This is a genomic window from Paenibacillus segetis (genome assembly GCF_014639155.1).
GTDB classification, from domain to species: domain Bacteria; phylum Bacillota; class Bacilli; order Paenibacillales; family Paenibacillaceae; genus Fontibacillus; species Fontibacillus segetis.
Map to the genome: position 1 here is coordinate 366,274 of NZ_BMFT01000002.1, position 23,446 is coordinate 389,719.

Below are 23,446 nucleotides of genomic sequence, written 5' to 3' on the forward strand. Positions count from 1 at the left end.
ACTGCCCTTGTTTTAATATTAAAAATTTGGGACAATAAGTACAGAATTTTAACGCTTGAAAAGAGGATAAATGAATGAATAAACAATCCATTTATGGATTAACATTTGATCAATTGACAGCATGGCTTATGGAGCACGGGCATCGGAAATTCCGGGCATCTCAGGTCTGGGATTGGCTATATAAGAAGCGAGTAACGGAATTCTCGGCAATGGACGATGTTAATAAAGAATGTACGGAGTTATTGGAGAATCATTTTGTCATCCAAACGCTAGAAGAACACGTGAAGCAAGAATCAGCCGATGGAACGATTAAGTTTCTATTTAGATTAACGGACGGCAATTTGATTGAGACCGTATTGATGAGACAGAAATTTGGATTGTCCGTTTGCGTCACAACGCAAGTAGGCTGTAATATCGGATGCAGTTTCTGCGCAAGTGGCTTGCTTAAGAAGAGCCGTGATCTCACCAGTGGGGAGATTGTGGAGCAAATTATGAAAGTCCAACTCCACCTAGATCAAGTCAAACAAGATGAATTGGTAACTCACGTGGTCGTTATGGGGATTGGCGAACCGTTTGACAACTTTACCAACCTGATTGATTTTATCGATGTGATTAAGGACCGCAAAGGACTCGCTATTGCTGGAAGACGTATCACGGTATCTACTAGTGGTCTAGCAGATAAGATCAGAGAGTTTGCTGATGCTAATACACAGGTGAATTTAGCGATCTCTCTGCATGCGCCAAATAACGAACTGCGTACGCGGATCATGAAGATCAACCGTGCGATTCCTATTGAAAAATTAATGGAAGCCGTTGATTACTATTTGGAGAAGACGAATCGTAGAGTGATGTTCGAGTATATTTTGCTAAGAGATGTAAACGACAAGGTTGAACATGCCTTAGAGCTTGCTGAACTGATTCGTGATAAACAACAGTTGGCTAGCGTGAACTTAATTCCATATAATCCGGTGGATGAGCACAGCCAATATCAACGAAGTGAGCATGAATCCATCCTGGCTTTTTATGATGCATTGAAGAAGCAAGGGGTAAATTGTACGGTACGTCTAGAACACGGTACAGATATTGATGCCGCTTGTGGACAATTAAGAAGCAAACAAATTAAGAACACGACAGAGACTGTTCATTAACTATGATAACAAAGAGACTGGCCCGTTAAGGTAGATCGTATCTGCCTTAGGGTCAGTCTCTTTTGTATTGATGATTGCGGTAAATTCACGCACAGACCAATATCTGCCGAGTGAAGTTGCCCTTCTTGGCCTCACAGCGATCTGTAATCGTAAGTCCTGCGTCAGCGATCATGTCGTCGATCGTTTCACTGGTGATTATGACCGCCTTAGTCGCAATACGTCGTGTATGCAGAAGGATCGATAGTTGTTCGTCTGGCGTCGTTGTAGATAGAACATTATAAGGCATATCAATAATAGCTACATCGTAATGTTCAGAAATTGATGCTATAGCGCCTAGAGTAACTTCACATTGAAATCCAAAATGAGCAATATTCTCACGGGCCCCGCGAGCGATAAAGGGATTGATATCTCCTCCGACAATATCGATACCCATAGAGAGGGCTTCAATAAGCGCGGTCCCGATTCCGCAACAAGGATCAATGGCTTTGATCCCGTCTGGGTTGGGAATGGCTATGTTGACCGCCGCTCGGGCAACACGTGTACTAAGGGCAATGGAATAACTGCGTGGTTTCTTCATATGGTGAAGCCAAACTGCTTTATTCTTTACATAGTGGCCAAAGTACCAGCGTCCTCCGAGGGTTACAAGACCAAACTGATGATCTGGGTGATGAACGTCAGATTCACCGGTAATCTGCAGGCCCATCTCTCGTTCAATCGCGCGGCGGTCTGCAAATTCTATTTTGTCTGAAGCTTCTAGATCATTGGTTTTGACAAAGATGACTTTAAAGGTTGCTTCCAGCATGTCGATCTCTTGGACTTGTTCTAGTATATCGGACAGGCTATCGCCCTCATAGAGCAGTTCAATGCGCTCTTTGATAAAAGGGCTGCGACTAGGATCTATGAAAATGTTGCTTCTAAAAAGATTAGCAGGGGGCTGCATATCAAAGAGGGAGCGTAGCTCTAATTGGCATAAGGATTGCTCCTCCTCACGGCAAGCGTAAGTGTAAATATAGTTAGCGAGCGAGTTAAGATTATTCAAATCAAGTTCATCCTTTAAGTTATGGCATGTTGATGGATAGCCTCAACCATACCACATTTAGATATAAAAAGAGTTGCTAATATATTCATTCGGAGGCGAACAAGGACATCCTTCGACATTTTCAGCAAACATTCAGTCTGGGTTCAGGTTCCAGCAAGACTGATAAATTATACTTGTGGAGGTACATAACCCTATAAGGAGGAGTCGATCTTGAGTATTTCATCCGTATCAGGTAGCAGCAGTTATGCTAGTTCAACGGCCAGCGATACCGCGAGCTTAGAGAAGCAATTAGCGAAATATACGGCTGAGCTGAAGGAACTGGCTGCAAGTAAAGAAGATGCTAAGACGAAACAATTGAAGACGCAGCAATTACAGCAACAGATTCAGCAAATTCAGAACCAAATTGCACAGAAGCAGAGCAATGCATCAAGCGCAAGTACGCAGCAAGATAACAATAGTAAGAAGGATGTTAATGCGGCTAAGCTTGGTGTTAATGTCGCGAATACCGAAGGCAGCATTGATATTTCAATTTAAGGAATGGAAAGGCAAGATATTTCTTCACGAAAGCAACCCAACTGCTATACGACAGTTGGGTTGCTAAACGTGATTTATATATTGTTCAACGTATTATCATCAATACGTCCCTCTTAGCGATAAGTAGTATTTAATGCTTTGAATAAGGTTCTTACGTCGTATTGATGTGGCGTTACAGGGCAAACTTTCTTATCAAGACCGAGCAGGGTATAGACAGCTATTCTAGCAGCACGGACGGAGTATTCCTCTGTGAACACCATATCCTCTGGGATCTCAACAAACTGACTGATCATCGCAAGATTGGTAGATCCAGCAGGAACAACCGCTGGGCGGTCTGTCATTTTACGCGGCTGGAACTGGGCGTCAATATAAGGCATCATGCATGGAATGACATTGATAACATCACTTAGAATTTCGTCCAGTTGATCTTCGAAATGTAGATGGTGTAGCAATTCAATGAGCATCTCTTCACCTGTGCAGTCGCGCATAGGTTTTTTCACATAGTCGCCAACTTTATCCGTGTACAGCCCATATCCCCAGAAGATGGTTTGATCAGCAGGTTGATCCTTAAAGTGAGGTTGTGCCGCCACCACAATGGACATCAACCAGCTCGAGTCTTTAAAGGTCATAAGCGCACCGCTGCCTGGCACATTGCGGGAATATTTCTCGATCATCTTAAGTAGCTTGTTACCCTGAAGAGTGACGGTAAACGATTCCCAGTTTGTTTCCTCAGGACGACCAAAGAAAGGTGTAGGATTGCCAAGGCCTTCTTTTTTGGCGGCTATTTTTGCCCAAAGCTCACCTGACATAGGTTTGTCAGCAATCAATGGGGCAGCTGTATGCAAATCTCCAAGTGTAGCATTGTCCGTCATGCAGCCATTGGTAACGATACAAAGGTCACCTTCATGCAATTGAATGATGTTATCCTTTGTACCGTCCTGTGTGTAATGAATAGCTGTAACGGTAATGCCTTCATTTTCATCAAAGTCTAGGTCAGTAACGGTACATTTTAGACCGAAATCTACATCGAATTTATCTAGATATGCCTTCAAAGGCAGGATAACAGATTCATATTGGTTGTAACGGGTTCGAGTCACACCTTCAAGCGTCTGGATACGTGAGAATTCGAACATCATACGATTCATATAACGTCTAAATTCGAAAAGGCTGGACCATTTTTGGAAGGCAAAGGTCGTTTGCCACATATACCAGAAGTTCGTTTCAAAGAAGTGCGGTGTATGCGCAAACCAATCACAGATACGCAGATTGTCGAGTTTCTCTTCAGGTGCGATCATCAGCTTGCCAAGGGCCAAACGATCAGCGGTGTTGAAGCCCATAGACATCACATCTAGAACCTCGCCGTCTTTGTTAATTAATCTTGCATTCGCATGAGTGGGGTGCGCATGGTCAAAAGCAAGAATTTCATCTGTTACCGATATATCAGGCTGTTCAATGGAAGGAATAGAATTAAACAATTCCCAGAAGTTCTCATAGGTTTCTTCGTTCAGCATGCGCCCGCCGCGACATACAAAACCTTGGATTGGACTACCTGCTCCATCGTTGCTTCCACCAAGGATATTCATTCCCTCTAGCACATGAATATTTTTCCCCGAGAATCCACAATCCCTAATCAGATAGGCTGCACCAGCGAGTGATGCAAGACCGCCTCCTACAAAATAAACCTGTCTGTTGTCCTTGTTTTGTTCCATCATATTAGCCTCCATGTATTTAGGATTTTAAAAATGGATGATACTTTTTGCGTACCTTTACAATAGGACAATAGGGAGATGATCTCTATAGACAGTGATGGCGGAGTGTTTGGTTTTTAGACAAAAGCGAGGAAGTGTTTAAAAAACAAGCACTCACCAATTTCAATATCATCGGGCGTGGATAGCGATTTGAATTGTTACATATAATGAGGACATCTTCAGGATCATATCATCGTTGCCCTGGATCAGCAGACAATAAGTGATGGATGTGATACTCTTTGTTCATGCGATTCTCTTGTAGAGTTAATTGAAGTACGCAATAATGAACAAAAAATGAAAGCATGAGTAGATTGATATCTGCGAAGCAGAAGAGGTTAAAGGATGAGTATTCAAGATTTTAAAGACTATGCACTAAGTGAGGAAATCATCTCTGCGTTACAAAGTTTGGGTTATCATCAGCCAACAGAAGTACAGCGTGAAGTGATCCCGCTCGCATTAACCAAGAAGGATCTGGTAGTGAAATCACAAACAGGTAGTGGTAAGACAGCTTCCTTCGGTATTCCTATTTGTGATCTAGTAGATTGGCAGGAGAATAAACCGCAGGCGTTAATTCTAACTCCTACTCGTGAATTAGCGGTTCAAGTGCAAGAGGATATTACGAATATTGGGCGCTTTAAGCGGATTAAGGCGACAGCTCTGTTCGGTAAGGTTCCATATGCCAAGCAAACCGCAGAATTGAAACAGAAGAGTCATGTGGTGGTCGGAACTCCAGGGCGAGTGCTGGATCATATCGAGAGAGGAACTTTTTCGCTGGAGCGATTGGAATACCTCGTCATTGATGAGGCCGATGAAATGCTTAACATGGGATTCATTCAGCAAGTTGAGGCAATTATTCAGAAGCTACCAAGTGAGCGAACTACGATGTTATTCTCAGCTACACTTCCTTCCGATGTGGAGAATCTGAGTCATAAATATATGAGAGACCCTAGTCATATTGAAATTCAGGCTACTGGAATTACGACAAATACGATTGAGCATACGTTATACGAAGTGAAGGACAAGGACAAATTTGCTCTACTCCAAGATATTACCGTAATAGAGAACCCGGATAGCTGCATTATTTTCTGCCGGACTCAAGAACATGTGAATCAGGTGAGTGAGCAATTAACCAACGCTGATTATACTTGCTCGAAAATTCACGGGGGCATGCTGCAAGTAGACCGCTTTGAAGTTATGAATGATTTCAAGCGAGGCCAATTCCGCTATCTTGTGGCTACCGACGTGGCTGCAAGGGGAATCGATATTGATAACATCACGCATGTGATCAACTATGATCTGCCGCTGGAGAAGGAAAGTTATGTACATCGTACCGGGAGAACTGGACGCGCGGGTAAAAGTGGCAAGGCTATTAGCTTTGTGACACCGTTTGAAGATAAATTTCTGAGTGAGATTGAAGGATATATCGGATTTAGTATCCCGAGAATGAGCGTACCTTCCCCAGAGGAAGTAGCAAGTAAGAAGAAGTCTTTTGCAGGGAAAATGGGGATTCAACCCACCTGGAAACCAGATAAGAGTGAGCAATTGAATAAAGGAATTATGAAGCTGTACTTCAATGGGGGTAAGAAAAAGAAGCTTAGAGCTGTCGATTTCGTTGGAACGATTGCCAAAATTGAAGGTATAACAGCAGATGATATTGGGATTATTACGATTCAGGATAATGTCTCTTACGTGGAAATATTGAATGGTAAGGGTCCACTTGTTCTAAAAGTGATGAAGGATACGACAATTAAGGGCAAACAGCTGAAAGTTCATAAGGCTTTGAAGTAAAGTGGGTCTTTTGATACATTTGGACAAAAAGAATTTCTCTTAAGGCGAGCTGCCGCAATTTTTTAGACAACCTCTGAATATATATAGTAGAAAAAAGAGGGAGGCAGATCCATGTTCCAAAAACAACGTTTTAAAAACTATGCGCTATGGGTTAGTATAGCATCGCAAGTTATTTTGTTAGTTCAATTAATTGGACATTTAACAGGAGCCTTTGATTTAACCGATCTGATGAAGCAGAACATTCTAGCGATTGTAGATGTGGTGCTTGGTCTACTATCAACACTCGGTATTATCTCGAATCCAACAAAGCCAAAGAGTGGCGGGTACAACTTATAAAGAATTGGCACGTAAATTTAATTCTAGCAAGAAACAGATAGATACTATCCTTATGGATGGTGTCTATTTTTATGACTAAAAAAGCTATATTACTATAGACATTCTTATCTCGCTTAGCGCTATGGATTTTGATAAGCTTAATGGATGAATGTAGATAATACATATGGAGGTAATTTTGTATGAAAACCCACTATTACTTAGATTGGTTTTATGATAAGGGCTTTTCTGAGAAGTTAGTCAACGTGTTGCATGAGGATATAACAGACAGAAAATCGCTTGTTATGATTAGCGCTAAATCGTCTGATGATAAAGATGAGCAAATTAATATTGATGATGTTTTTGAAAGGACATGGTTTGATCAAGCTAACATTTTTTTTGATGAATATTATTTAATTGATCACCGTACGCAGAAGGAAGATGCCCAGCGATTAATTCAAAACGCCTCTGTCGTTTTTTTATGTGGCGGAAACCCTTGGCGCCAAATGGACCTTTTGACGGAATATGAATTATCGGATTGGATTAAAAAAAGTAATGCTGTTGTAATGGGAACAAGTGCTGGTGGGATGAACATGTCCGATGAATATGTGGATAAATGCACTGTTTATAAAGGTATGGCTCTTAATCACTTTTCTTTTGAAGCTCATTTTAATCATGATAACACCGCGCTGATAGAGGAACGTTTTCCTTTATCAGAGAAAATGGATATTTATGTGGCGGCAGACCAAGATGGCGCTGTACGTGTAAAGGGGAGCAAAATCGACATTATAGGCAATGTATATTTAATTTCCCACTCAAAGATTCAGAAATTGGTTGAGACGCTCTAATTAGGGGGAGTGGCTGTGACCTAGTTTTAAAAACTATGCGCTATAGGTTAGTATAGCATCGCAAGTTATTTTATTGGTTCAATTGATTGGACATTTAACAGGAGCCTTTGATTTAATCGATCTGATGAAGCAGAACATTCTAGCGATTGTGGATGTGGTGCTTGGTCTACTGTCAACACTCGGAATTATCACAAATCCAACAAAGCCAAAGAGTGGCGGGTACAATTTATAACAAGATCATGATGATCGTAAAAGACCCGGGAGGCGGAGACTTCATGCAAAGTGTCTATCTCTCGGGTCACTATTTATATTACGATAAATTTATGGATTCGTGTTGGTTGTAATGTCTAGTTCACGAAGCTTCGGATCCCACGTTATATCTAACCCGAATCCCTGCTCCAGAAGCTGGTAGGGTACACTAATTGAGCCTGAAATACTTGATATCCGATCCGGCAATTCCAAATTCTGCGTTCCAATCGATATTTGATTTTCAAAACTCTTGAATGTAACGGAACGCCCTTCATATTCAAGTGAATATCTCATGGAGTCTTCATTTCGTAGCGCGGTAAACTTTGCTCCCAGCATGTTAGCTACATCTTTAATAGGGAGTTGAACGCTTGTTTCTGTGATCACTGCGGGAAATACAGAATTCAGCAGATTTCCATTGATCCTGACATCAATGTCAGCCCGCGCCTGAACCGGACGATATATCATGCCATCAGCAGATACTGGCGGTTTACCTACTTCGTTGAATTTACTATGTCCCCAGCTCCAGACTGTTCCATCTTCTGATATAGCCACATTGTGATAAATGCCCGCCCCAATTGTTTTGATCTTGGGTAAGTGATTCACTTTACCTTGCTTCCCGGTCACGGTATTACCATAGCTGAACACTTCACCACTTTTTGATAACAGAAGCCAATAACGGTCTCCAGACACCACTTCTTTGACCGTCAATTCTTTATTCAAGGCGACTGCCTTGCCTTTTTGATTTAGTGTCCATACCTTCCCCTTTGCATCAAGGGCAAGTAATTTTTCCCCAAGAGAGGATACCTGACGAATGTTGGATAAGCCCGCTAACTTTATAGGTTTTGTCGCTACCGACTGCGGCCAATAAATGGAAGAAGAAGCTTCATTCCAACTCCACACCGTTCCGTCCTTTTTCACGGCATAGCCCGTATTACCGCTCCCAGCTACTTGGATGACCCCGGTCAATCCCTTTACAGCCGCTGGTTTACGAGACTTGTTCTGTTCTCCTGTCTTCCAATATCTTTCCCAAGACCAGACACTGCCATCTGTACGAAGTGCAATACCAGAAGTCGATAAAGCAGCAACTTGAGTCACATCCGAAATCCCCTCGATTGGAGTGGGTCTTAGTGAATGTTGCTTGTAATCTTCATATCCCGTAGCTGTACCCCATTGCCAGACGGTTCCATCCGATTTAACTGCCAAATTATGCGCCATTCCTATGCCAACGGAGATACTCTTAATGTCTTCAAGTTCCGGCAAGCGCACCGGTGCATCCGTTCTACTGAAGGTTACCGTATCTTGCAAACCCAGCTCGCCCATCAAATTGCGACCCCATGTCCATACGGAACCATCGTTTCTCAATGCAACCGTATAATAATAACCACCCTCTACTTGGATGAATTCCTTGGAGGTCGAAGTCTCACGCTGCTCAGCGGCTATTGCCTTATCAGGAATCATAAATACTGATGATGCCAATACGGTGAATAGGACTATCATCGTTACCCATCCCCAATGGGACAGCCTCTTAGCTGCTGTTGCAACTTTTTCATCTATCATTACTTGCTGTGTCACCTGTATAACCCCTTTCTGGCCATTTGGAAATATATGATTATTTTCCTTTTTTATTATGACGTAATTCGCCCAATATAGTTGCAGTACAAAAGTAAGGCTGTGCCCACTATACAGTGATCGTAAGAAAACGGCCTCTTGAATGAATTGCTACGGGCTCGGAGTGTTCTTACGATCGCTGTTAAAGCCCTATTTCTTGAATAAAAAGGATTATCGGTTGAAATAGGGCTTTAAAGGCGAACACAGCTTACGCTTCCGATGTAGCTTTCCTAAGGAAAGCTTTTAGTCTTCAGAATCCCTCCGACCCTTCGCTCTGTTCACTCGTACAGTTAATCACTGACTTTTAGATTGAGCCTATATAGCAGACCCTTATTTTGTTCAAAATATAGTATTGACTCTCACGTTACGTGATACTCTATAGTAAATATCGAAGGGAGGGCATCACGCCATGAGAGTGAAGGAAGTTGCTGATTTGGTTGGGATCAGTGTGCGCACACTGCATCATTATGACGAGATCGGATTGTTGATCCCGGAGGAGACTACGGAAGCCGGCTACCGGAAGTATTCCCAGGACAATCTTACGATGCTGCAGCAAATTTTATTCTTCAAGGAACTCGGCTTCCCTTTGAGAAAGATCGGTGAAATCATTAACGATCCATCCTTTGACAGACAGGAAGCGCTAATGCTGCATCGAAAAATGCTGCTGGAACGTCGTCGTCGATTAGATGGGATTATTGCTACGATTGACAAAACGATTCAACATTCGAAAGGAGAAATTGAAATGACAGATAAAGAGAAATTTGCTGGTTTTGACTTTAGTTCAAATCCTTATGAACAAGAAGCACGTGAACGTTGGGGAAATGCAGCCGTTGAACAAGCCAATGATAAGGTAGGTAAAATGTCTAAATCGGGGCAAGAAGCATTATCCGAAGGTATGAATGATATCTATAGGAAGCTTGCGAATCTCCGAGGTACTTCACCTCAATCTGCTGAGGCCCAAGCAGCCATTGGAGAATGGTATGACTTCCTGAATCGATTAGGTAGCTACTCCTCGGAGGCTTTCAAAGGACTAGGACAAATGTATGTCGATGATGAACGATTCACGAAGAATATTGATCAATTCGGCGAAGGATTGGCACAGTTTATGTGTGAGGCGATGAGTGTATTCGCTGAGAACAATAGCAAGGAATAGTTGTTAGGGGATAAGCAAAGGACCATTCGATAGCCGAGTGGTCCTTCTGCTGTTAATAAGCTTGTAAACCAGCCAAGAGCATGACACAATAAAGTGGTGATTACCGAAATAAAATCCTAAGAGCGGAGGATGATTATGACGCTGTACGACATTGAAGTGAAGACCATCAAGGGAGACATTCAAACGCTGGAGTCATACCGCGGGCAGGTGCTGTTAATCGTGAATACGGCAACGAAATGCGGCTTCGCTCCTCAGTTTAAAGGTCTTCAGGAATTGTATGATACGTATAAAGATCAGGGCTTTGCTGTATTGGGTTTCCCCTGCGGACAGTTTGCCAATCAGGAGCCAGGGACAAATGAAGAGGTTGCCGCGGCCTGCGAGTTGAATTTCGGCGTGAACTTCCCGCTTTTTGCTAAGGTAGATGTGAAGGGGAAAGATGCTCACCCGTTATTTCAATGGCTTACAGATAAGGCTCCTGGTATGTTTGGTACGAAATCTATCAAGTGGAATTTCACGAAATTTCTGGTGAATCAACAAGGTCAGGTCGTGAAACGGTTTGCTCCAAAAGATACACCCGCTCAAATCGCTAGTCATATCTCAGATTTGCTTACGAATGGTAGTTAACAAATAGGTCGGTTTGCTTTATCATATAAGAAGATTCAAGGGCACCTCTAGCAGGTGCCTTTATATTTATTTAATTGCACTCATAACGGATTTATTTGGAGGGAATTAGAGTGATCGATTATAAAATGATCGTACTTGATTTGGACGATACGCTATTGCGTGACGACCATACCATTTCACCACGCACCAAGCAAGCATTGATGGACGCACAAGAAGTAGGAGTGAAAGTCGTTCTTGCCTCAGGCCGTCCTACATATGCGATGACGCATATTGCGAAGGAATTGGAGCTTGAGAAATACGGGAGTTTCATCCTATCTTTTAACGGGGCTAAGATTACGAACTGTACAACGGGAGAACAATTATTTAGCAGTACCTTATCACCTGAGACGGTACATGAGTTATACCATATTAGCCTGCAAGAAGAAGTAGGGATCCACACTTACGTAGGGGATGATATCGTAACTCCAGCAAATAATAAATATACGGATATCGAAGCTGAAATTACAGGAATGCCGATTGTAGAAGAGAAACATTTTGTCCAGGCGATCCAAGAACCTGTTGTAAAAGTGTTGATGGTCGAGGCACCCGAAAGACTGGTTATTTTGGAGAAAAAACTACAACAGCAACTTGAAGGCAAGCTAAATGTCATACGTTCAAAGCCATTTTTCTTAGAATTTACTGAAGTTGGTGTAGACAAAGGGACAAGCTTGCACCATCTCATTCAGAAATTAGGCATTCAGCAAGAAGAGGTTATTGCGATTGGGGACAGCTACAACGATCTTGCCATGATTGAATTTGCTGGACTTGGCGTAGCTATGGGCAATGCCCCTGATGATATTAAAGAGATCGCTAACTATGTGACGGATACCAACATGGAAGATGGCGTGGCGAAAGTAGTAGAAACGTTTATTCTCGATAAGATTGTACGTATATAATAAAGATGCAAAATCTAGCACTGGACCGTGAATTGATGCAAAGAGGATTGGGAATGGTTGTAACGCATCTCAGCGACCCGTTAGATAAATGTCAGTCATATTAAACATAAGAAGAAAGCGAATGCCTGATCATCGAGGTATTCGCTTTCTTCTATCTTTCTATATGCACAACAGTTTCGGTTCCTTACACTAGCTTCTTGCGAATGGCTCCTGAGATCATATCAATGATCGTAATCATGACAATGATGCCTAGGAGAATGATGCCGACACGATCCCAATCACGTGAACTTAGCGCAAAGATTAATGGGGTACCGATGCCCCCTGCGCCGATGATACCGAGGATAGTAGCGGAGCGGAGATTAATTTCAAAACGGTATAAGGTATAGGATAGAAAGCCAGGCAAGACTTGAGGAAGAACGGCAAACCATAAAATTTGCATGCGATTGGCTCCGGTGGCAATCAAAGCTTCAACAGGGCCATGCTCCATGTTCTCTACCTCGTCAGCGAATAGCTTTCCGAGCATACCGACGGAGTGTAGACCAAGCGCTAGCACACCGGCAAAGGAGCCAGGACCAACGGCTTTGATAAATAGGAGCGCCATGACGATTTCCGGGAACGTCCGAATGAAGCTCAGCACCATTTTACCTGAACCGGAGACCCACTTCGTATTGCTCATATTGACGGCAGCCCAGAAAGCGAACGGAACACAGACTACGGTGGAAATCACGGTGCCTAATATAGAAATAGCCAAGGTATCCAATAGTCCGCGCAATAAATCCTCACCATCCGGTAAATAGACATATCCCCAGTCAGGTGAGAATATGCCGGATATAATGGCTTTGGAAATTTGTCCGGCTGTTTCTTTAATGCCATTGTACGGGATGCCCGCAAATGCCCAAATATAGACTAATGCAATAGCAACATAAATGAGCCAGCGATAGCGGTTTTTCTTTGGCTTTTGGACTCTATCATTCCAAGAATTTATCATAGTAATTTCTCCCGTAATTTAGAGCTGATGTAATCAATAATTAACACAATGACTAATGTGAAAATAATGATCGTGCACGTTTTGTCGTACTCCAGGAATCCCAACGTTACTTCATAATAATGACCAATACCACCAGCGCCAACTAGACCGAGAATAGCGGCCGCACGTACATTGATCTCAAAAGTATAGAGCACATAGGAGGCGAAATGGGCCTGAATTTGCGGAATGACTCCATACAGAATCACCTGCACATAATTAGCACCAACGGAGGTCATCGCTTCGAGTGGGCCTCGGTCGATGGTCTCTAGCGCTTCGTAGGTTAGTTTGGCGATCAGTCCTACCGAGAATACGGTAAGTGCTAATATTCCAGGTAAGGCACCCAGTCCAAATATAGCGACAAAGATAGCCGCCAAGAGTAAATCCGGGATTGTCCGAATCAAATTGAGGATGATTCGAGCGGGATAATAGATAATCACTCGCTTGGATAAATTGCTGGCACATAATAAGGCTACGGGGATAGCGATAATGGCACCAAGTGTTGTACCTACTAGAGCCATCCGAATCGTCTCCAGCATGGCATCGACAATATTGTCGAAGTAGCTCCACTTAGGTGGGAACATTTCTTTTAGAAGATCCAGCATATTCGGAAGTCCCTGAATCAGCTCATTGAACGAGGATTCAGTCTGCACAGCGCTACCCCAGAGCAAGAGCAGCACAATAACCGCAGTTAAATAATGTTTGAATCGACTAGGCGCTTTTGGGCGCTTTAGTTCTAGCTTGGTATTCATACGGCGGCTTCCCCCAGCAATTCGTCCCGCTGGATCGGGCGTCCGTAAATTTCAGCAAACACCTCATCTGTTGCCTCCGAGACGGGACCATCAAATACGACTTCTCCGGCCCGCAAGCCAATAATTCGGGTGGCATATTGCCTAGCCAAATCAATAAAATGTAAATTTACAATCGTCGTGATGCCAAGGTCTTGATTGATTCGTTTCAAATCATCCATGACTTGTTTGGTTGTTAGGGGGTCCAAAGAAGCGACGGGTTCGTCAGCCAGAATGATCTTCGCCTCCTGAGCTAATACACGGGCAATCGCCACACGTTGTTGTTGGCCACCCGAGAGCTGGTCCGCCCGCGAGTAAGCTTTTTCTACGATATTGACCCGATCCAGCGCTTGAAAAGCCAGTTCGATATCACCTTTGGGGAATTGCCCTACTATGGTGCGTAGCGTTGAGTGATATCCCACTCGGCCTGCTAACACGTTGCGAAGCACCGTCGTTCGTTTCACGAGGTTGAAGCTCTGGAAGATCATACCGATATCTCGGCGAATCGTTCTAAGCTGCTTCCCTGTAGCCTTTGTGATCGAACTGTCGGAAATCACAATATCTCCTTCGGTAATATCATGAAGGCGATTGATCGATCGCAGTAAGGTAGATTTACCCGCGCCAGATAGCCCGACAATGACAACGAATTCTCCCTTGGCAATGGATAAATTAATTCCATTAAGACCTTTGGTTCCGTTAGGGTATGTTTTGGATACATTGTTTATCTCTATCACTCGGATATCAGTCCTTTAGAGGTTATCGTATAAAATAGCAAGCCAGTCGCAGTGCAGTTGCACTCCGACTGGCTCTTATCCTGCTGGCTTGCATCATCCGAGGCAGGAGACACACGGGGTAGAAGACTACTCCGTTTTTACTTTTTCATTGTACTCACGTACGATATCGAAGATGCTGTCTTGCGATTTTACATAACCTTCGTGGGAATAAATATCTTTGATAATAGCGTGACCCGCTTCATCTTTACCAATAGCGATAAAGGCATCTTGGATCTTCTGAACCCACTCAGAGTTCATGTCCGTGCGAACAGCGATTGTGTCATTTGGAATGTTCTCTGTAAAGGCTAGAACGCGAGTATCTTCAAATACTTTCGGGTAGTCACCCTTTACGATGTTACGAGCATCTTGGAAAATAGCAGCCGCATCTACATCGCCATTCAATACAGCAAGCACACCTTGGTCATGTCCTTTTACAGTAATGGCTTGAACATCCTTAAGTGGATCAAGTCCAGCATCCATCAATTTAGCAGCAGGCCATACAAAACCAGCTGATGAAGTCACGTTTTGGTAAGCGATACGTTTGCCTTTCAAATCAGCAACCGTTTTAATATCAGAATCTTTCTTAACGATAATCATCGACTTATAGAAATCAACCAATTGATCTGTTGGAGCGCCAGTGTCATCTTGTACGCCGAAACGTTGAGCTTGAAGGATGACTTCAGCTGCACCTTTGTCCTTAGCTAGAACATAAGCTGTTGGAGGAAGGAAGCCGACATCCACTTTTTTGGAAGCCATAGCTTCAACAATAACGTTATAGTCTGTCGACACGCTTACTTTGACAGGAATGCCGAGTTGGTCCGACAATAATTTTTCAAGTGGTTTAGCTTTGGCTTCTAGCGTATCCGCATTTTGTGAAGGGACAAATTGTACGGTTAAGGTTTCAGGAACATATCCAGTTTCAGCTGGAGCTGTTGGTTCTGCAGTTGCTGCTGGAGCATTTGTTGTGCTGCTGTTAGCCGCAGCTTGTTTATTAGTGCCGTTTACTTCTGCATTAGAACCACAGCCACTAATAAATGAAATGGACAAGAATAAAGGTAAAATAAATTTGGCGATTTTTCTCAACAGGTATGACCTCCACGATTTATATATTTTAGGTACATGTTTACTATAAAAAAGGTTTGTAAAGGAAGAGTCAGGGCAATAATAATCTTTTGTAAAATTTTGAATATTTTATTCAAAGTGTAAATTCTCCTGTGGAAAGGTAAAAGTCTGATCGCAACAGTACGGGGGCAGAGTGGTCGTCAAAGGATCAAATTTAAAATAAGCTACTAGACAACTCGGATTTAGATGTTTATAATACACCGTAAGAACATAGCAATACCCGATAACTTCATAGAATCAGGGGTGCTGGAATTGGCCGGCTGAGATTGTATCCCACAAGATACTGACCCTTATACCTGATCTGGATAATGCCAGCGTAGGAATCGCCATTTAGTATAGGTGCTCTTGTGACCCTTACTGTTGTTGCGCCAAGCCAGCGTCCCGATCCTTCGGGGCGCTTTTTTCATGGGTATATTTCAGGGTAGATAGATGAAGGATGAGGGTATAGGTATGGCAGAATAAAGGAGAGAAGAAGTCTATGAGGATCAAGAGAGTACTTATGTTAGGTATCATCTGTATGCTTGTTATAGCAGTTGCCGGATGCGGTAGCAGTAACGGAAATAACAAGGGGAGTAATGGCATAACTGCTCCTGAAACAGCGGCGGGAAATGATGCTTCAAAAGAGTTAACCAAGGTTAAGATTGCATTGGATTGGACGCCGAATACGAACCATACGGGACTCTATGTTGCCAAGGAACTTGGATATTTTGCAGAAGAGGGTCTGGATGTTGACATTGTGCAGCCAGGTGCAGCGGGTTCCGATACGATGGTAACATCAGGCGAAGCAGCATTTGGTATCAGTGCTCAGGAGGGATTAACCTTAGCTCGCTTGCAAGGTGTACCGCTTGTATCTATAGCAGCCATCATTCAGCATAATACCTCCGGATTTGCCGCACCGAAAGACAAGGGGATCAAAACTCCTAAGGACTTTGAAGGCAAAACTTACGGTGGCTGGGGCTCCCCAGCTGAAGAAGCATCCATGAAGGCGATCATGGACCCTGAAGGTGGTGATGTGAAGAAGGTTAAACTGGTGAATATCGGGGATGCTGATTATTTCACCGCCGTGAAGCGTGATATTGATTTTGCTTGGATTTTCTACGCATGGACTGGTATCGAGGCAGAACTGCGAGGAGAGCCCGTGGATATGTTGTATCTGAAGGATTACGCACCGCAATTGGACTATTACACTCCTGTTCTGATCACAAGTGAGAAACAGATTTCCGAAAATCCTGAGCTGGTTAAGGCCTTCTTGAAAGCTACGTCGAAAGGCTATCAATATGCCATCGATCATCCAGAGGAAGCGGCGGCTATTCTAACGAAAGCTGTACCTGATCTGGATGCCGAACTTGTACTCGCTAGTCAGAAGTGGCTTAGTCCGAAATACAAGGACGATGCTGCTCGCTGGGGTGAGCAAAAGGCGGAAGTATGGCAGAATTATGCCGACTGGATGTACGGGTTGAAGTTGCTGGATAAACCGCTGGAAGCAGCAAGTGCGTTTACGAATGATTTTTTACCAGATAGCCAGTAATACAATATACAACATATATTACACAAACTGAGAGGATTGATTATAATGGCAAATACACTATTAAGCATTCAAGTAATTCCTAAGACTCCGAATAATGAGGATTCCATCCCCTACGTAGATAAAGCAATTGAAGTCATTCAGAAATCCGGCGTTAAACATCAAGTGAATCCATTGGATACGACGATGGAAGGGGAGCTTACAGAGCTGCTTGAAGTCGTGCGTCAGATGCATGAAGCCTTGGTTGAAGCAGGAAGCCCAAGCTGCATTTCGCAGATCAAAATTGCCCATAACCCTAAAGGAATGAGTATGGATAAATTGACGGAGAAATATCGGCCGTGAGATCGACCTGGAAGCAAATATGGCCGCCCCTTGTGGCGGTCATCTTCTTATTGATCGGTTGGCAGCTAGCCGTTTCCGTATTTCATATTGAAAAGTGGATTTTGCCAAGTCCGCTAGATATCGCTCGTGAGTCATCGAACAATGCCTCCGGAATATGGGACCATACCATGGCAACGCTGCGCTTGACACTGATAGGTTTTCCTATTGGTACAGCTGTTGGTCTAGTTGTCGCTCTATTGCTGCATCTGCTTCTTGGGGTCAAACGTGCTTTTTATCCACTGCTCATTCTGAGTCAGAATGTTCCTTCTATCGCACTGGGGCCGTTGCTGGTGATTTGGTTTGGATTCGGATTACTTCCTAAGATTGTATTGATCACACTCGTCTGCTTCTTCCCCGTAGCGGTTGCTGCGATGGGTGGGTTAGCACAAAGTGACGGTGTGATGATGAATTATATGAAAATGGCTGGGGCGAGCAAGATGCAGATATTCACCAAGCTAGAACTGCCTCATTCCTTGCCATCCTTATTCTCTGGTGTGAAAATATCCGCAACCTATGCGGTAATGGGCGCCGTGGTTGCCGAGTGGATTGGTGCGGACAAAGGGATTGGCTATTATATGCTTCTACAGAAATCCGCCTATCGTACAGATCGGATGTTCGTCGCGATCGTCATCATCGTGCTGCTTAGTCTGGTCCTCTTTGCGCTCATCGCATTGCTGGAGAAATGGCTTGTACGCTGGAAACCGCGTCGTAATTCATAGAGAGGAGGGTGTACTAATGATTCAAGAAACGCAAGATCAGCACATAACAACTGAAGTCTCGGTCCCATCCAAGGTGAATAACGTACCACCCGCCCTTGAAGTAAGCGGCATCTCCAAAGCGTTCTCGCACCGTCGGCGTGAGACAAGTGTACTCGATAACGTTTCACTCACCGTAGAACAGCAGGAATTCGTCTCGATTATTGGTCCTTCGGGCTGTGGCAAGAGCACTTTATTTCATATTATCGGAGGTTTGGTTAAGCCGGATGTCGGAGTCATCAAGATGAATGGGAATACGGTCACAGGACAACGTGGCAAGATCAGTTATATGCCGCAGCAACCTGCGCTGTTCCCATGGCGGACTATTGAGGATAACGTATTGCTTGGTAGCGAACTCAAAGGTGCTGCTAATGATCTTGCACGTGAAGCTGCTAGGCATTGGTTGGAAAAGGTCGGCTTAGGTGGGTTCGAAAGGGCTTATCCGCATATGCTGTCAGGTGGTATGCAGCAACGGGCTGCATTCTTGAGGGCATTATTAGCCCCACAGGAACTTATGCTACTCGATGAGCCCTTCAGTGCACTTGATGCGCTGACCCGTAGCGAAATGCAGAGCTGGCTACTAAAGCTGTGGGAGGAGAACCGCCGCTCCGTTTTGTTTATTACTCATAATATCGAAGAAGCGCTGCTGCTCTCGGGTAGTATCTATGTATTTTCCGGTCGTCCGGGTTCGATCTTGCACAAGATTGAAGTTCCATTCCCAAGGCCACGTCGGGAAGAGATTGCTGATTCCCCTGAGTTCCTGAAGCTCAAGCGACAATTGTCGGAATGGATGCGGGAAGAGCAGGCTAAGAGCAGAACTCCACTGGCTTAACCAACCCAGTCATAACACGAAGGTGTTAGACTGGGTTTTATTTTTTTAATAGAGGATGATATACAGCCGGGTGATATCTTCATATAATAGATTGAAATGGTATTTTAAGGATAATTTTGAAAAGTGAGGTTGCAATCATGCTGCTTTGGACTGAAGGAAGGGTGTATCACTCCGGATATCGTTTAGGCGTTACCTATAATCCGGAGGAATTGCTATCTGATCATGAAAGTGTGCCCTCTGTGTATTGTATTGTTTTGATTAAGGAAGGAACGGGGATCTTACAGGTGGGAGACAATATATATCCCGTCATCGCACCGGGGATATATAGCTTTAACGATAAGGAAACAGTAAATCTTATTACAGGGACAACACTACGAGCAGAGTCCATACGCTTTCGACCCAGTGTAGTTAATTATCGCCTGGGTGACTTAATTCAAGTTCAGCATGTTGAAGGACAGAAGATGGAAACAACTGAAATTCAGGATTTATGGTGTATGGAGCCTTTTATCGAACGGACCGATGGTTATTATGGGGGGGTGCCACTTGACCCTACAGTCGCCAAGCATGCCGAGGATCTGTTTCATCAAATCGGTCAAAATTTAGCTGAGCAGTCTGATATCAATTGGCCTTGTCGAAGTCGTTCCTTTCTGATGGAACTGTTATTTTTAATTCGACGCTTATATCAAACTACGGATTTTGTGCCAAGCGTCGTACCCCATGCCGTACCCGATTCAGTCAAGCAGGTTATTGAATATTTACATACAAATTATAAGCAGAAGATCAAACTCGATAACTTAACTTCGATATTTCATGCGAATAAAACAACCCTAAACGAGCATTTCAAGAAATCAACCGGACTTTCCCTTATCGCCTACCTTAATAAAATCAGGATGCAAATGGCGGATTCCATGCTCCGAAATACGACGTTACCGACTACAGAGATTATGGAAAGGATCGGGTTTCATGATGATGCCCATTTTCTGCGGAATTTTCGGAAGTACTCCGGTTATTCCCCAGCTGAATACCGGAGTAAATATTGTTGGATGTTGAATGGAACGAGTTAAGCGATAAGCACATTTTTAACTGTCGATTTGCAGGAAACTGCTGCCGATAAGCAATACACGGGGGAACGCGGGCTTGATACAATCTCCATGAAAGTTCAAAACGACTAATGGGAGATGAATGTATGAAGTTATTTAAAGCCCTTTTATGTGTGTTGGTGATCCTACTCGTTGTAGGAGTAGGGCAGCAGACCAGTATCGCTGCGTCGTCCAATAACCCCCGGACCTCCTCAACTATGAACGTTAAGTTTTATAGTGAATCACTGAAAAAGGACATGAATTTAAATGTTTATTTGCCACCCAATTACGATGCTCAAGATAAATACCCTGTTTTGTATGTGTTACATTCTTATAAGCTGAATGAGAACCATTGGTTTAATGACTTGAAAATTACGGAGAAAGCCGATGAATTGATCGCCAGTGGCAAGATCGAGCCGATGATCATCGTCGCCCCAAGAATCGATAACAGCTTTGGTGTCAATTCCTCCGAACAAACGGGCTTTATTAAGGAGAGCGGCAATCCTACAGATGAAGGGGTTTTATATACCGGTAAGTATGAGGACTATGTAACAAATGATGTGATATCGTACGTGGATACCCATTTTAATACAATCAAGTCACGGCAGAGTCGTTATATCGGCGGTACATCCATGGGGGGATTTTCTGCACTTCATATTGGACTTCGTCATCCGGGGTTGTTCAGCAAAATAGGGGGGCATTCCCCTGCTTTGTTCGTCGGAGAGATGTGGGCTCCTTTAGAAAAGCTGGTGTTCCCGACGAAAGAGGCAAGACAAAATAACGATCCTATCGCGCTAGCCGCAAGTCAGAAGTTGAATAAAGTAAGTATTTACGTAGACTATGGTGACCAAGATGATTTTAAGGAAGCGGGCAAGAAATTAGACCAAGTGTTGAAGGGGCAAAAAGTAAAATCCTATGAATTCCATCTGGGCCCAGGCGGTCATCATGACGATGCTTATTGGAGCAGTCAAATGGAGAATTACCTCTTGTTTTATGGTGGTATAGATCAAGACTAAGTAGAACATATCGAAGCTCTTCTCACAAGGTGAGGAGGGCTTTATTGTTGCGTGGTGACGTAACCAAGCCAGATTTGTTGAATGGAGGCAACGGATAACTGGAAATTCTCCATCTACTGTGACTTGGATGCTATCAGCTGGTGGGCTTAACTGGAATTCCTCCCGCTAATTTGATAGTTTGAGCAATAGTAGCGATAGATTAGAAGGATTAACAGGAGTTATTCCGGGTAAAGGGGAGAAGATGGGGAGTCTTAACAATATAACAGGAGGATTTCCATATAAATTTGGTCCAGAGGTATAGCAATAAAGGAATTCCGTATAAATCAACGAAAATAATAGGAGTGCCGAACGATATACGATGCAGCTTAGTTCAGCATAACAATTCTATATACTTTTCATAATAAAAGAGGAGCACATCATGGCGAACATCAGCTTTGAAATCATATCAGGTTTGTTGATCACAGCCACCTTATTTGCGGTGCTGTCCATTGTGTATACAAGCTGGAGGAACGGCATCTCTCCCATGCCAACGTCCGCTCCCGTGCGGCGGGAGGTAACGTCAGCGATGAAACGAATAGGCAAAGCGCGGAATATTGTGGAGGCAGGTTCTGGTTGGGGAACACTTGCGTTGCATTTATCGGGTCAGGACGTGAACTTCCGAATTACAGGGATCGAGAACTCACTCATCCCCCTGTGGGTGTCCCGGTTGTTCGCTCGATTGAATTCAGCGGACAACGTTACTTTTATACGAGGCGATCTATATGCTTATTCCTATAAGCAAGCTGACGTTATTTTGTGTTATCTTTATCCGAGTGCTATGAAGCGGTTGAGCTCTATTTTTCGCGAACAGCTTGTACCGGGGACTAAGATAATTAGCATCTGTTTCGCTCTACCGGGTTGGGAACCGAGAGAAGTTATCACGTGTAGAGATATGTATCGGACAAAGGTTTATATTTATGAGGTCGTGCTATAATAATCATTAAGTCATCTTTTGATCACGAAGTATAACAAGGAGCTGAAATTTATGAGTGAGGAATTAAATGAGCAAGAGCTAGTTGATTATATTGCTAGCCATACTGGTGCCAAACCCGACAAAATCCGCTTAGTTTTGAAGCATGAGGCGACATTTATCACTAATGCACATAAGGGTGCACAAGATGAAGTCGATATCGATAGTGATGAGCTAGTAGATTATGTGCTAAGTCGTCCGGATATTAAGCTAGATGAATTGACCGTGGAAATGATCCTGGATTTAGAAATGGATTATTTAATGGAAAAAGGACTTGCAGGATACGTAGATTAATCAATAAAAAGATCGTTAGCCCGGGCCCCTGATTTGGGGGACTCGGGCTATTTTTTCTAACTTAACTGCTCATCCGCTAGCTGCGATTGAGGATATGAATTTAGCCTCAGGTGCTCTGTCCCAAGCTAAGGTTGAATTGCAGGTGGCATTAGGTTAACCGACATATTCTTCTTGTTTTTCGGAAAAGCGGTCGATGAGTGAATCCCTACTCAAGACAAGCCTCATCGGGACTAGTTTCTCTGAATGAGGGTTGATTCGCTCTCGACTGCTTGGATGGAAGACACTTAGTAATACACGCAGATATGAAGTAGTGAACGCTTTGAATTTACCCCTTTCAAGCGGGTGAGTCTCAAAACCTAATCCATGAATTATTCCTCTATGTAACAATGTAATTCCTTGTAGTGCTTTGACCTGACTAAGCTTCGGGTCTGTGATCATTTCCGCGCAAATATCTCGTAATGAGACACGTGCCATTCGGGCAACGGATAACGCAACTCGATTAGCCCCCTTAGCCTGTAGCATATGTAATATTTTATGATTATCTAAATGAAGCTCCCCGACCCAATCTCCCGATTGAATAACAGTTCCATCCTCACATTGAATGTCTTTCCCGTGATATTTCGTCACGAACATTTTACATATACCAAAGTTTCCTGAGTAACTCGACCTGAGTGTGGTCGACCATTCAAATACACGTTCCCACCCCATCCATAAGCCTTGTATGGAGCGTTTATAACGTGAAGCTGTCTTCATATAATAATCCTCACCTTCATAAAAAAAGTATGCCAACTATGAAGTGTTATCTGTCCATTTGACTCATGGCTATGTTTCCCAGTATACAGTACAAATTAGGTTATAAATA

At 43.4% G+C, this 23,446-nt stretch carries 25 protein-coding genes and 1 riboswitch; of the genes, 17 read left to right on the top strand and 8 right to left on the bottom strand.

All coding sequences use genetic code 11. The features are described 5' to 3' along the window. The first annotated feature begins 74 nt into the window (after positions 1-74). The gene (rlmN, locus tag IEW05_RS17810) at positions 75-1,148 is read left to right on the top strand and encodes a dual-specificity RNA methyltransferase RlmN (RefSeq protein ID WP_188541199.1); all 1,074 of its coding nucleotides are present in this window, start codon (positions 75-77) and stop codon (positions 1,146-1,148) included. An 85-nt stretch (positions 1,149-1,233) separates the two neighbouring features. Here the strand turns inward: rlmN and IEW05_RS17815 are convergent, their stop codons facing one another. Then, a complete protein-coding gene (locus tag IEW05_RS17815; RefSeq protein ID WP_188541200.1) occupies positions 1,234-2,187 on the bottom strand; it encodes a TRM11 family SAM-dependent methyltransferase in 954 nt (317 codons plus the stop codon). Positions 2,188-2,397: 210 nt separating this feature from the next. Between IEW05_RS17815 and IEW05_RS17820 the strand changes: the two genes are divergently transcribed. Beyond that, a complete protein-coding gene (locus IEW05_RS17820) occupies positions 2,398-2,721 on the top strand; it encodes a FlxA-like family protein (protein ID WP_188541201.1) in 324 nt (107 codons plus the stop codon). A 113-nt stretch (positions 2,722-2,834) separates the two neighbouring features. On the opposite strand, the gene IEW05_RS17825 is transcribed toward IEW05_RS17820, so the two are convergent. Then, positions 2,835-4,430, bottom strand: a complete 1,596-nt coding sequence (locus IEW05_RS17825; protein WP_188541480.1) for an oleate hydratase — start codon at positions 4,428-4,430, stop codon at positions 2,835-2,837. 381 nt (positions 4,431-4,811) lie between these two features. Between IEW05_RS17825 and IEW05_RS17830 the strand changes: the two genes are divergently transcribed. From IEW05_RS17830 to IEW05_RS17845, 4 genes are all read left to right on the top strand, one after another. Beyond that, entirely contained in the window at positions 4,812-6,257 is a 1,446-nt protein-coding gene (locus IEW05_RS17830) for a DEAD/DEAH box helicase (protein ID WP_188541202.1), read from the top strand. A 111-nt stretch (positions 6,258-6,368) separates the two neighbouring features. Continuing rightward, positions 6,369-6,593 carry a phage holin gene (locus tag IEW05_RS17835; protein WP_188541203.1) on the top strand — a complete coding sequence of 75 codons (225 nt, stop codon included), beginning with the start codon at positions 6,369-6,371 and terminating at the stop codon, positions 6,591-6,593. Positions 6,594-6,772: 179 nt separating this feature from the next. Continuing rightward, positions 6,773-7,417 (top strand): Type 1 glutamine amidotransferase-like domain-containing protein, encoded by a 645-nt coding sequence (locus IEW05_RS17840; protein ID WP_188541204.1) that lies wholly within the window; start codon positions 6,773-6,775, stop codon positions 7,415-7,417. 52 nt (positions 7,418-7,469) lie between these two features. Next, positions 7,470-7,649 (top strand): phage holin, encoded by a 180-nt coding sequence (locus tag IEW05_RS17845; RefSeq protein ID WP_268238756.1) that lies wholly within the window; start codon positions 7,470-7,472, stop codon positions 7,647-7,649. Positions 7,650-7,738: 89 nt separating this feature from the next. On the opposite strand, the gene IEW05_RS17850 is transcribed toward IEW05_RS17845, so the two are convergent. Continuing rightward, positions 7,739-9,238, bottom strand: a complete 1,500-nt coding sequence (locus IEW05_RS17850; protein WP_188541206.1) for a stalk domain-containing protein — start codon at positions 9,236-9,238, stop codon at positions 7,739-7,741. A 445-nt stretch (positions 9,239-9,683) separates the two neighbouring features. On the opposite strand from IEW05_RS17850, the gene IEW05_RS17855 reads away from it, so the two are divergent. From IEW05_RS17855 to IEW05_RS17865, 3 genes are all read left to right on the top strand, one after another. Beyond that, positions 9,684-10,427: a MerR family transcriptional regulator gene (locus IEW05_RS17855; RefSeq protein WP_188541207.1), complete on the top strand. Its 744-nt coding sequence runs from the start codon at positions 9,684-9,686 to the stop codon at positions 10,425-10,427. Positions 10,428-10,562: 135 nt separating this feature from the next. Beyond that, positions 10,563-11,051, top strand: coding sequence for a glutathione peroxidase (locus IEW05_RS17860; RefSeq protein ID WP_188541208.1), 489 nt, complete (start codon positions 10,563-10,565; stop codon positions 11,049-11,051). A gap of 113 nt (positions 11,052-11,164) precedes the next feature. Continuing rightward, entirely contained in the window at positions 11,165-11,986 is an 822-nt protein-coding gene (locus IEW05_RS17865; protein WP_188541481.1) for a Cof-type HAD-IIB family hydrolase, read from the top strand. A 184-nt stretch (positions 11,987-12,170) separates the two neighbouring features. Here IEW05_RS17865 and phnE (IEW05_RS17870) read toward each other — a convergent pair whose 3' ends face one another. The 4 genes from phnE (IEW05_RS17870) to IEW05_RS17885 all read right to left on the bottom strand — a co-directional run bounded on the left by phnE (IEW05_RS17870) (position 12,171) and on the right by IEW05_RS17885 (position 15,657). Further along, complete coding sequence (gene phnE / locus IEW05_RS17870; protein WP_188541209.1) at positions 12,171-12,974, bottom strand: phosphonate ABC transporter, permease protein PhnE; 804 nt, start codon at positions 12,972-12,974, stop codon at positions 12,171-12,173. Continuing rightward, entirely contained in the window at positions 12,971-13,762 is a 792-nt protein-coding gene (gene phnE / locus IEW05_RS17875) for a phosphonate ABC transporter, permease protein PhnE (RefSeq protein WP_188541210.1), read from the bottom strand. Before phnE (IEW05_RS17875) ends, phnE (IEW05_RS17870) begins: the two co-directional genes overlap by 4 nt. Continuing rightward, the gene (gene phnC, locus IEW05_RS17880) at positions 13,759-14,532 is read right to left on the bottom strand and encodes a phosphonate ABC transporter ATP-binding protein (protein ID WP_188541211.1); all 774 of its coding nucleotides are present in this window, start codon (positions 14,530-14,532) and stop codon (positions 13,759-13,761) included. The genes phnE (IEW05_RS17875) and phnC overlap by 4 nt, the downstream gene beginning before the upstream one ends. Before the next feature lie 126 nt (positions 14,533-14,658). Further along, entirely contained in the window at positions 14,659-15,657 is a 999-nt protein-coding gene (locus IEW05_RS17885; protein WP_373285846.1) for a phosphate/phosphite/phosphonate ABC transporter substrate-binding protein, read from the bottom strand. Positions 15,658-15,922: 265 nt separating this feature from the next. Next, a riboswitch (TPP riboswitch) is annotated at positions 15,923-16,033 on the top strand. 138 nt (positions 16,034-16,171) lie between these two features. Between IEW05_RS17885 and IEW05_RS17890 the strand changes: the two genes are divergently transcribed. The 8 genes from IEW05_RS17890 to IEW05_RS17925 all read left to right on the top strand — a co-directional run bounded on the left by IEW05_RS17890 (position 16,172) and on the right by IEW05_RS17925 (position 22,584). Beyond that, positions 16,172-17,221: an ABC transporter substrate-binding protein gene (locus IEW05_RS17890; protein ID WP_188541213.1), complete on the top strand. Its 1,050-nt coding sequence runs from the start codon at positions 16,172-16,174 to the stop codon at positions 17,219-17,221. Positions 17,222-17,266: 45 nt separating this feature from the next. Next, on the top strand, positions 17,267-17,560 hold the full coding sequence (locus tag IEW05_RS17895) for a thiamine-binding protein (protein WP_127194137.1): 294 nt from the start codon (positions 17,267-17,269) through the stop codon (positions 17,558-17,560). Next, positions 17,557-18,318 (top strand): ABC transporter permease, encoded by a 762-nt coding sequence (locus IEW05_RS17900; RefSeq protein ID WP_188541214.1) that lies wholly within the window; start codon positions 17,557-17,559, stop codon positions 18,316-18,318. The genes IEW05_RS17895 and IEW05_RS17900 overlap by 4 nt, the downstream gene beginning before the upstream one ends. Positions 18,319-18,334: 16 nt before the next feature. Continuing rightward, positions 18,335-19,186, top strand: coding sequence for an ABC transporter ATP-binding protein (locus IEW05_RS17905; RefSeq protein ID WP_188541215.1), 852 nt, complete (start codon positions 18,335-18,337; stop codon positions 19,184-19,186). 137 nt (positions 19,187-19,323) lie between these two features. Beyond that, entirely contained in the window at positions 19,324-20,250 is a 927-nt protein-coding gene (locus IEW05_RS17910) for a helix-turn-helix domain-containing protein (protein WP_188541216.1), read from the top strand. Positions 20,251-20,372: 122 nt separating this feature from the next. Beyond that, a complete protein-coding gene (locus IEW05_RS17915) occupies positions 20,373-21,281 on the top strand; it encodes an alpha/beta hydrolase (protein WP_188541217.1) in 909 nt (302 codons plus the stop codon). 418 nt (positions 21,282-21,699) lie between these two features. Further along, positions 21,700-22,254, top strand: coding sequence for a class I SAM-dependent methyltransferase (locus IEW05_RS17920; RefSeq protein WP_188541218.1), 555 nt, complete (start codon positions 21,700-21,702; stop codon positions 22,252-22,254). A gap of 51 nt (positions 22,255-22,305) precedes the next feature. After that, positions 22,306-22,584, top strand: coding sequence for a hypothetical protein (locus IEW05_RS17925; protein ID WP_188541219.1), 279 nt, complete (start codon positions 22,306-22,308; stop codon positions 22,582-22,584). Between the two features lie 153 nt (positions 22,585-22,737). Here IEW05_RS17925 and IEW05_RS17930 read toward each other — a convergent pair whose 3' ends face one another. Then, positions 22,738-23,337 carry a YkoP family protein gene (locus IEW05_RS17930; RefSeq protein ID WP_188541220.1) on the bottom strand — a complete coding sequence of 200 codons (600 nt, stop codon included), beginning with the start codon at positions 23,335-23,337 and terminating at the stop codon, positions 22,738-22,740. Between the last annotated feature and the right edge of the window lie 109 nt (positions 23,338-23,446).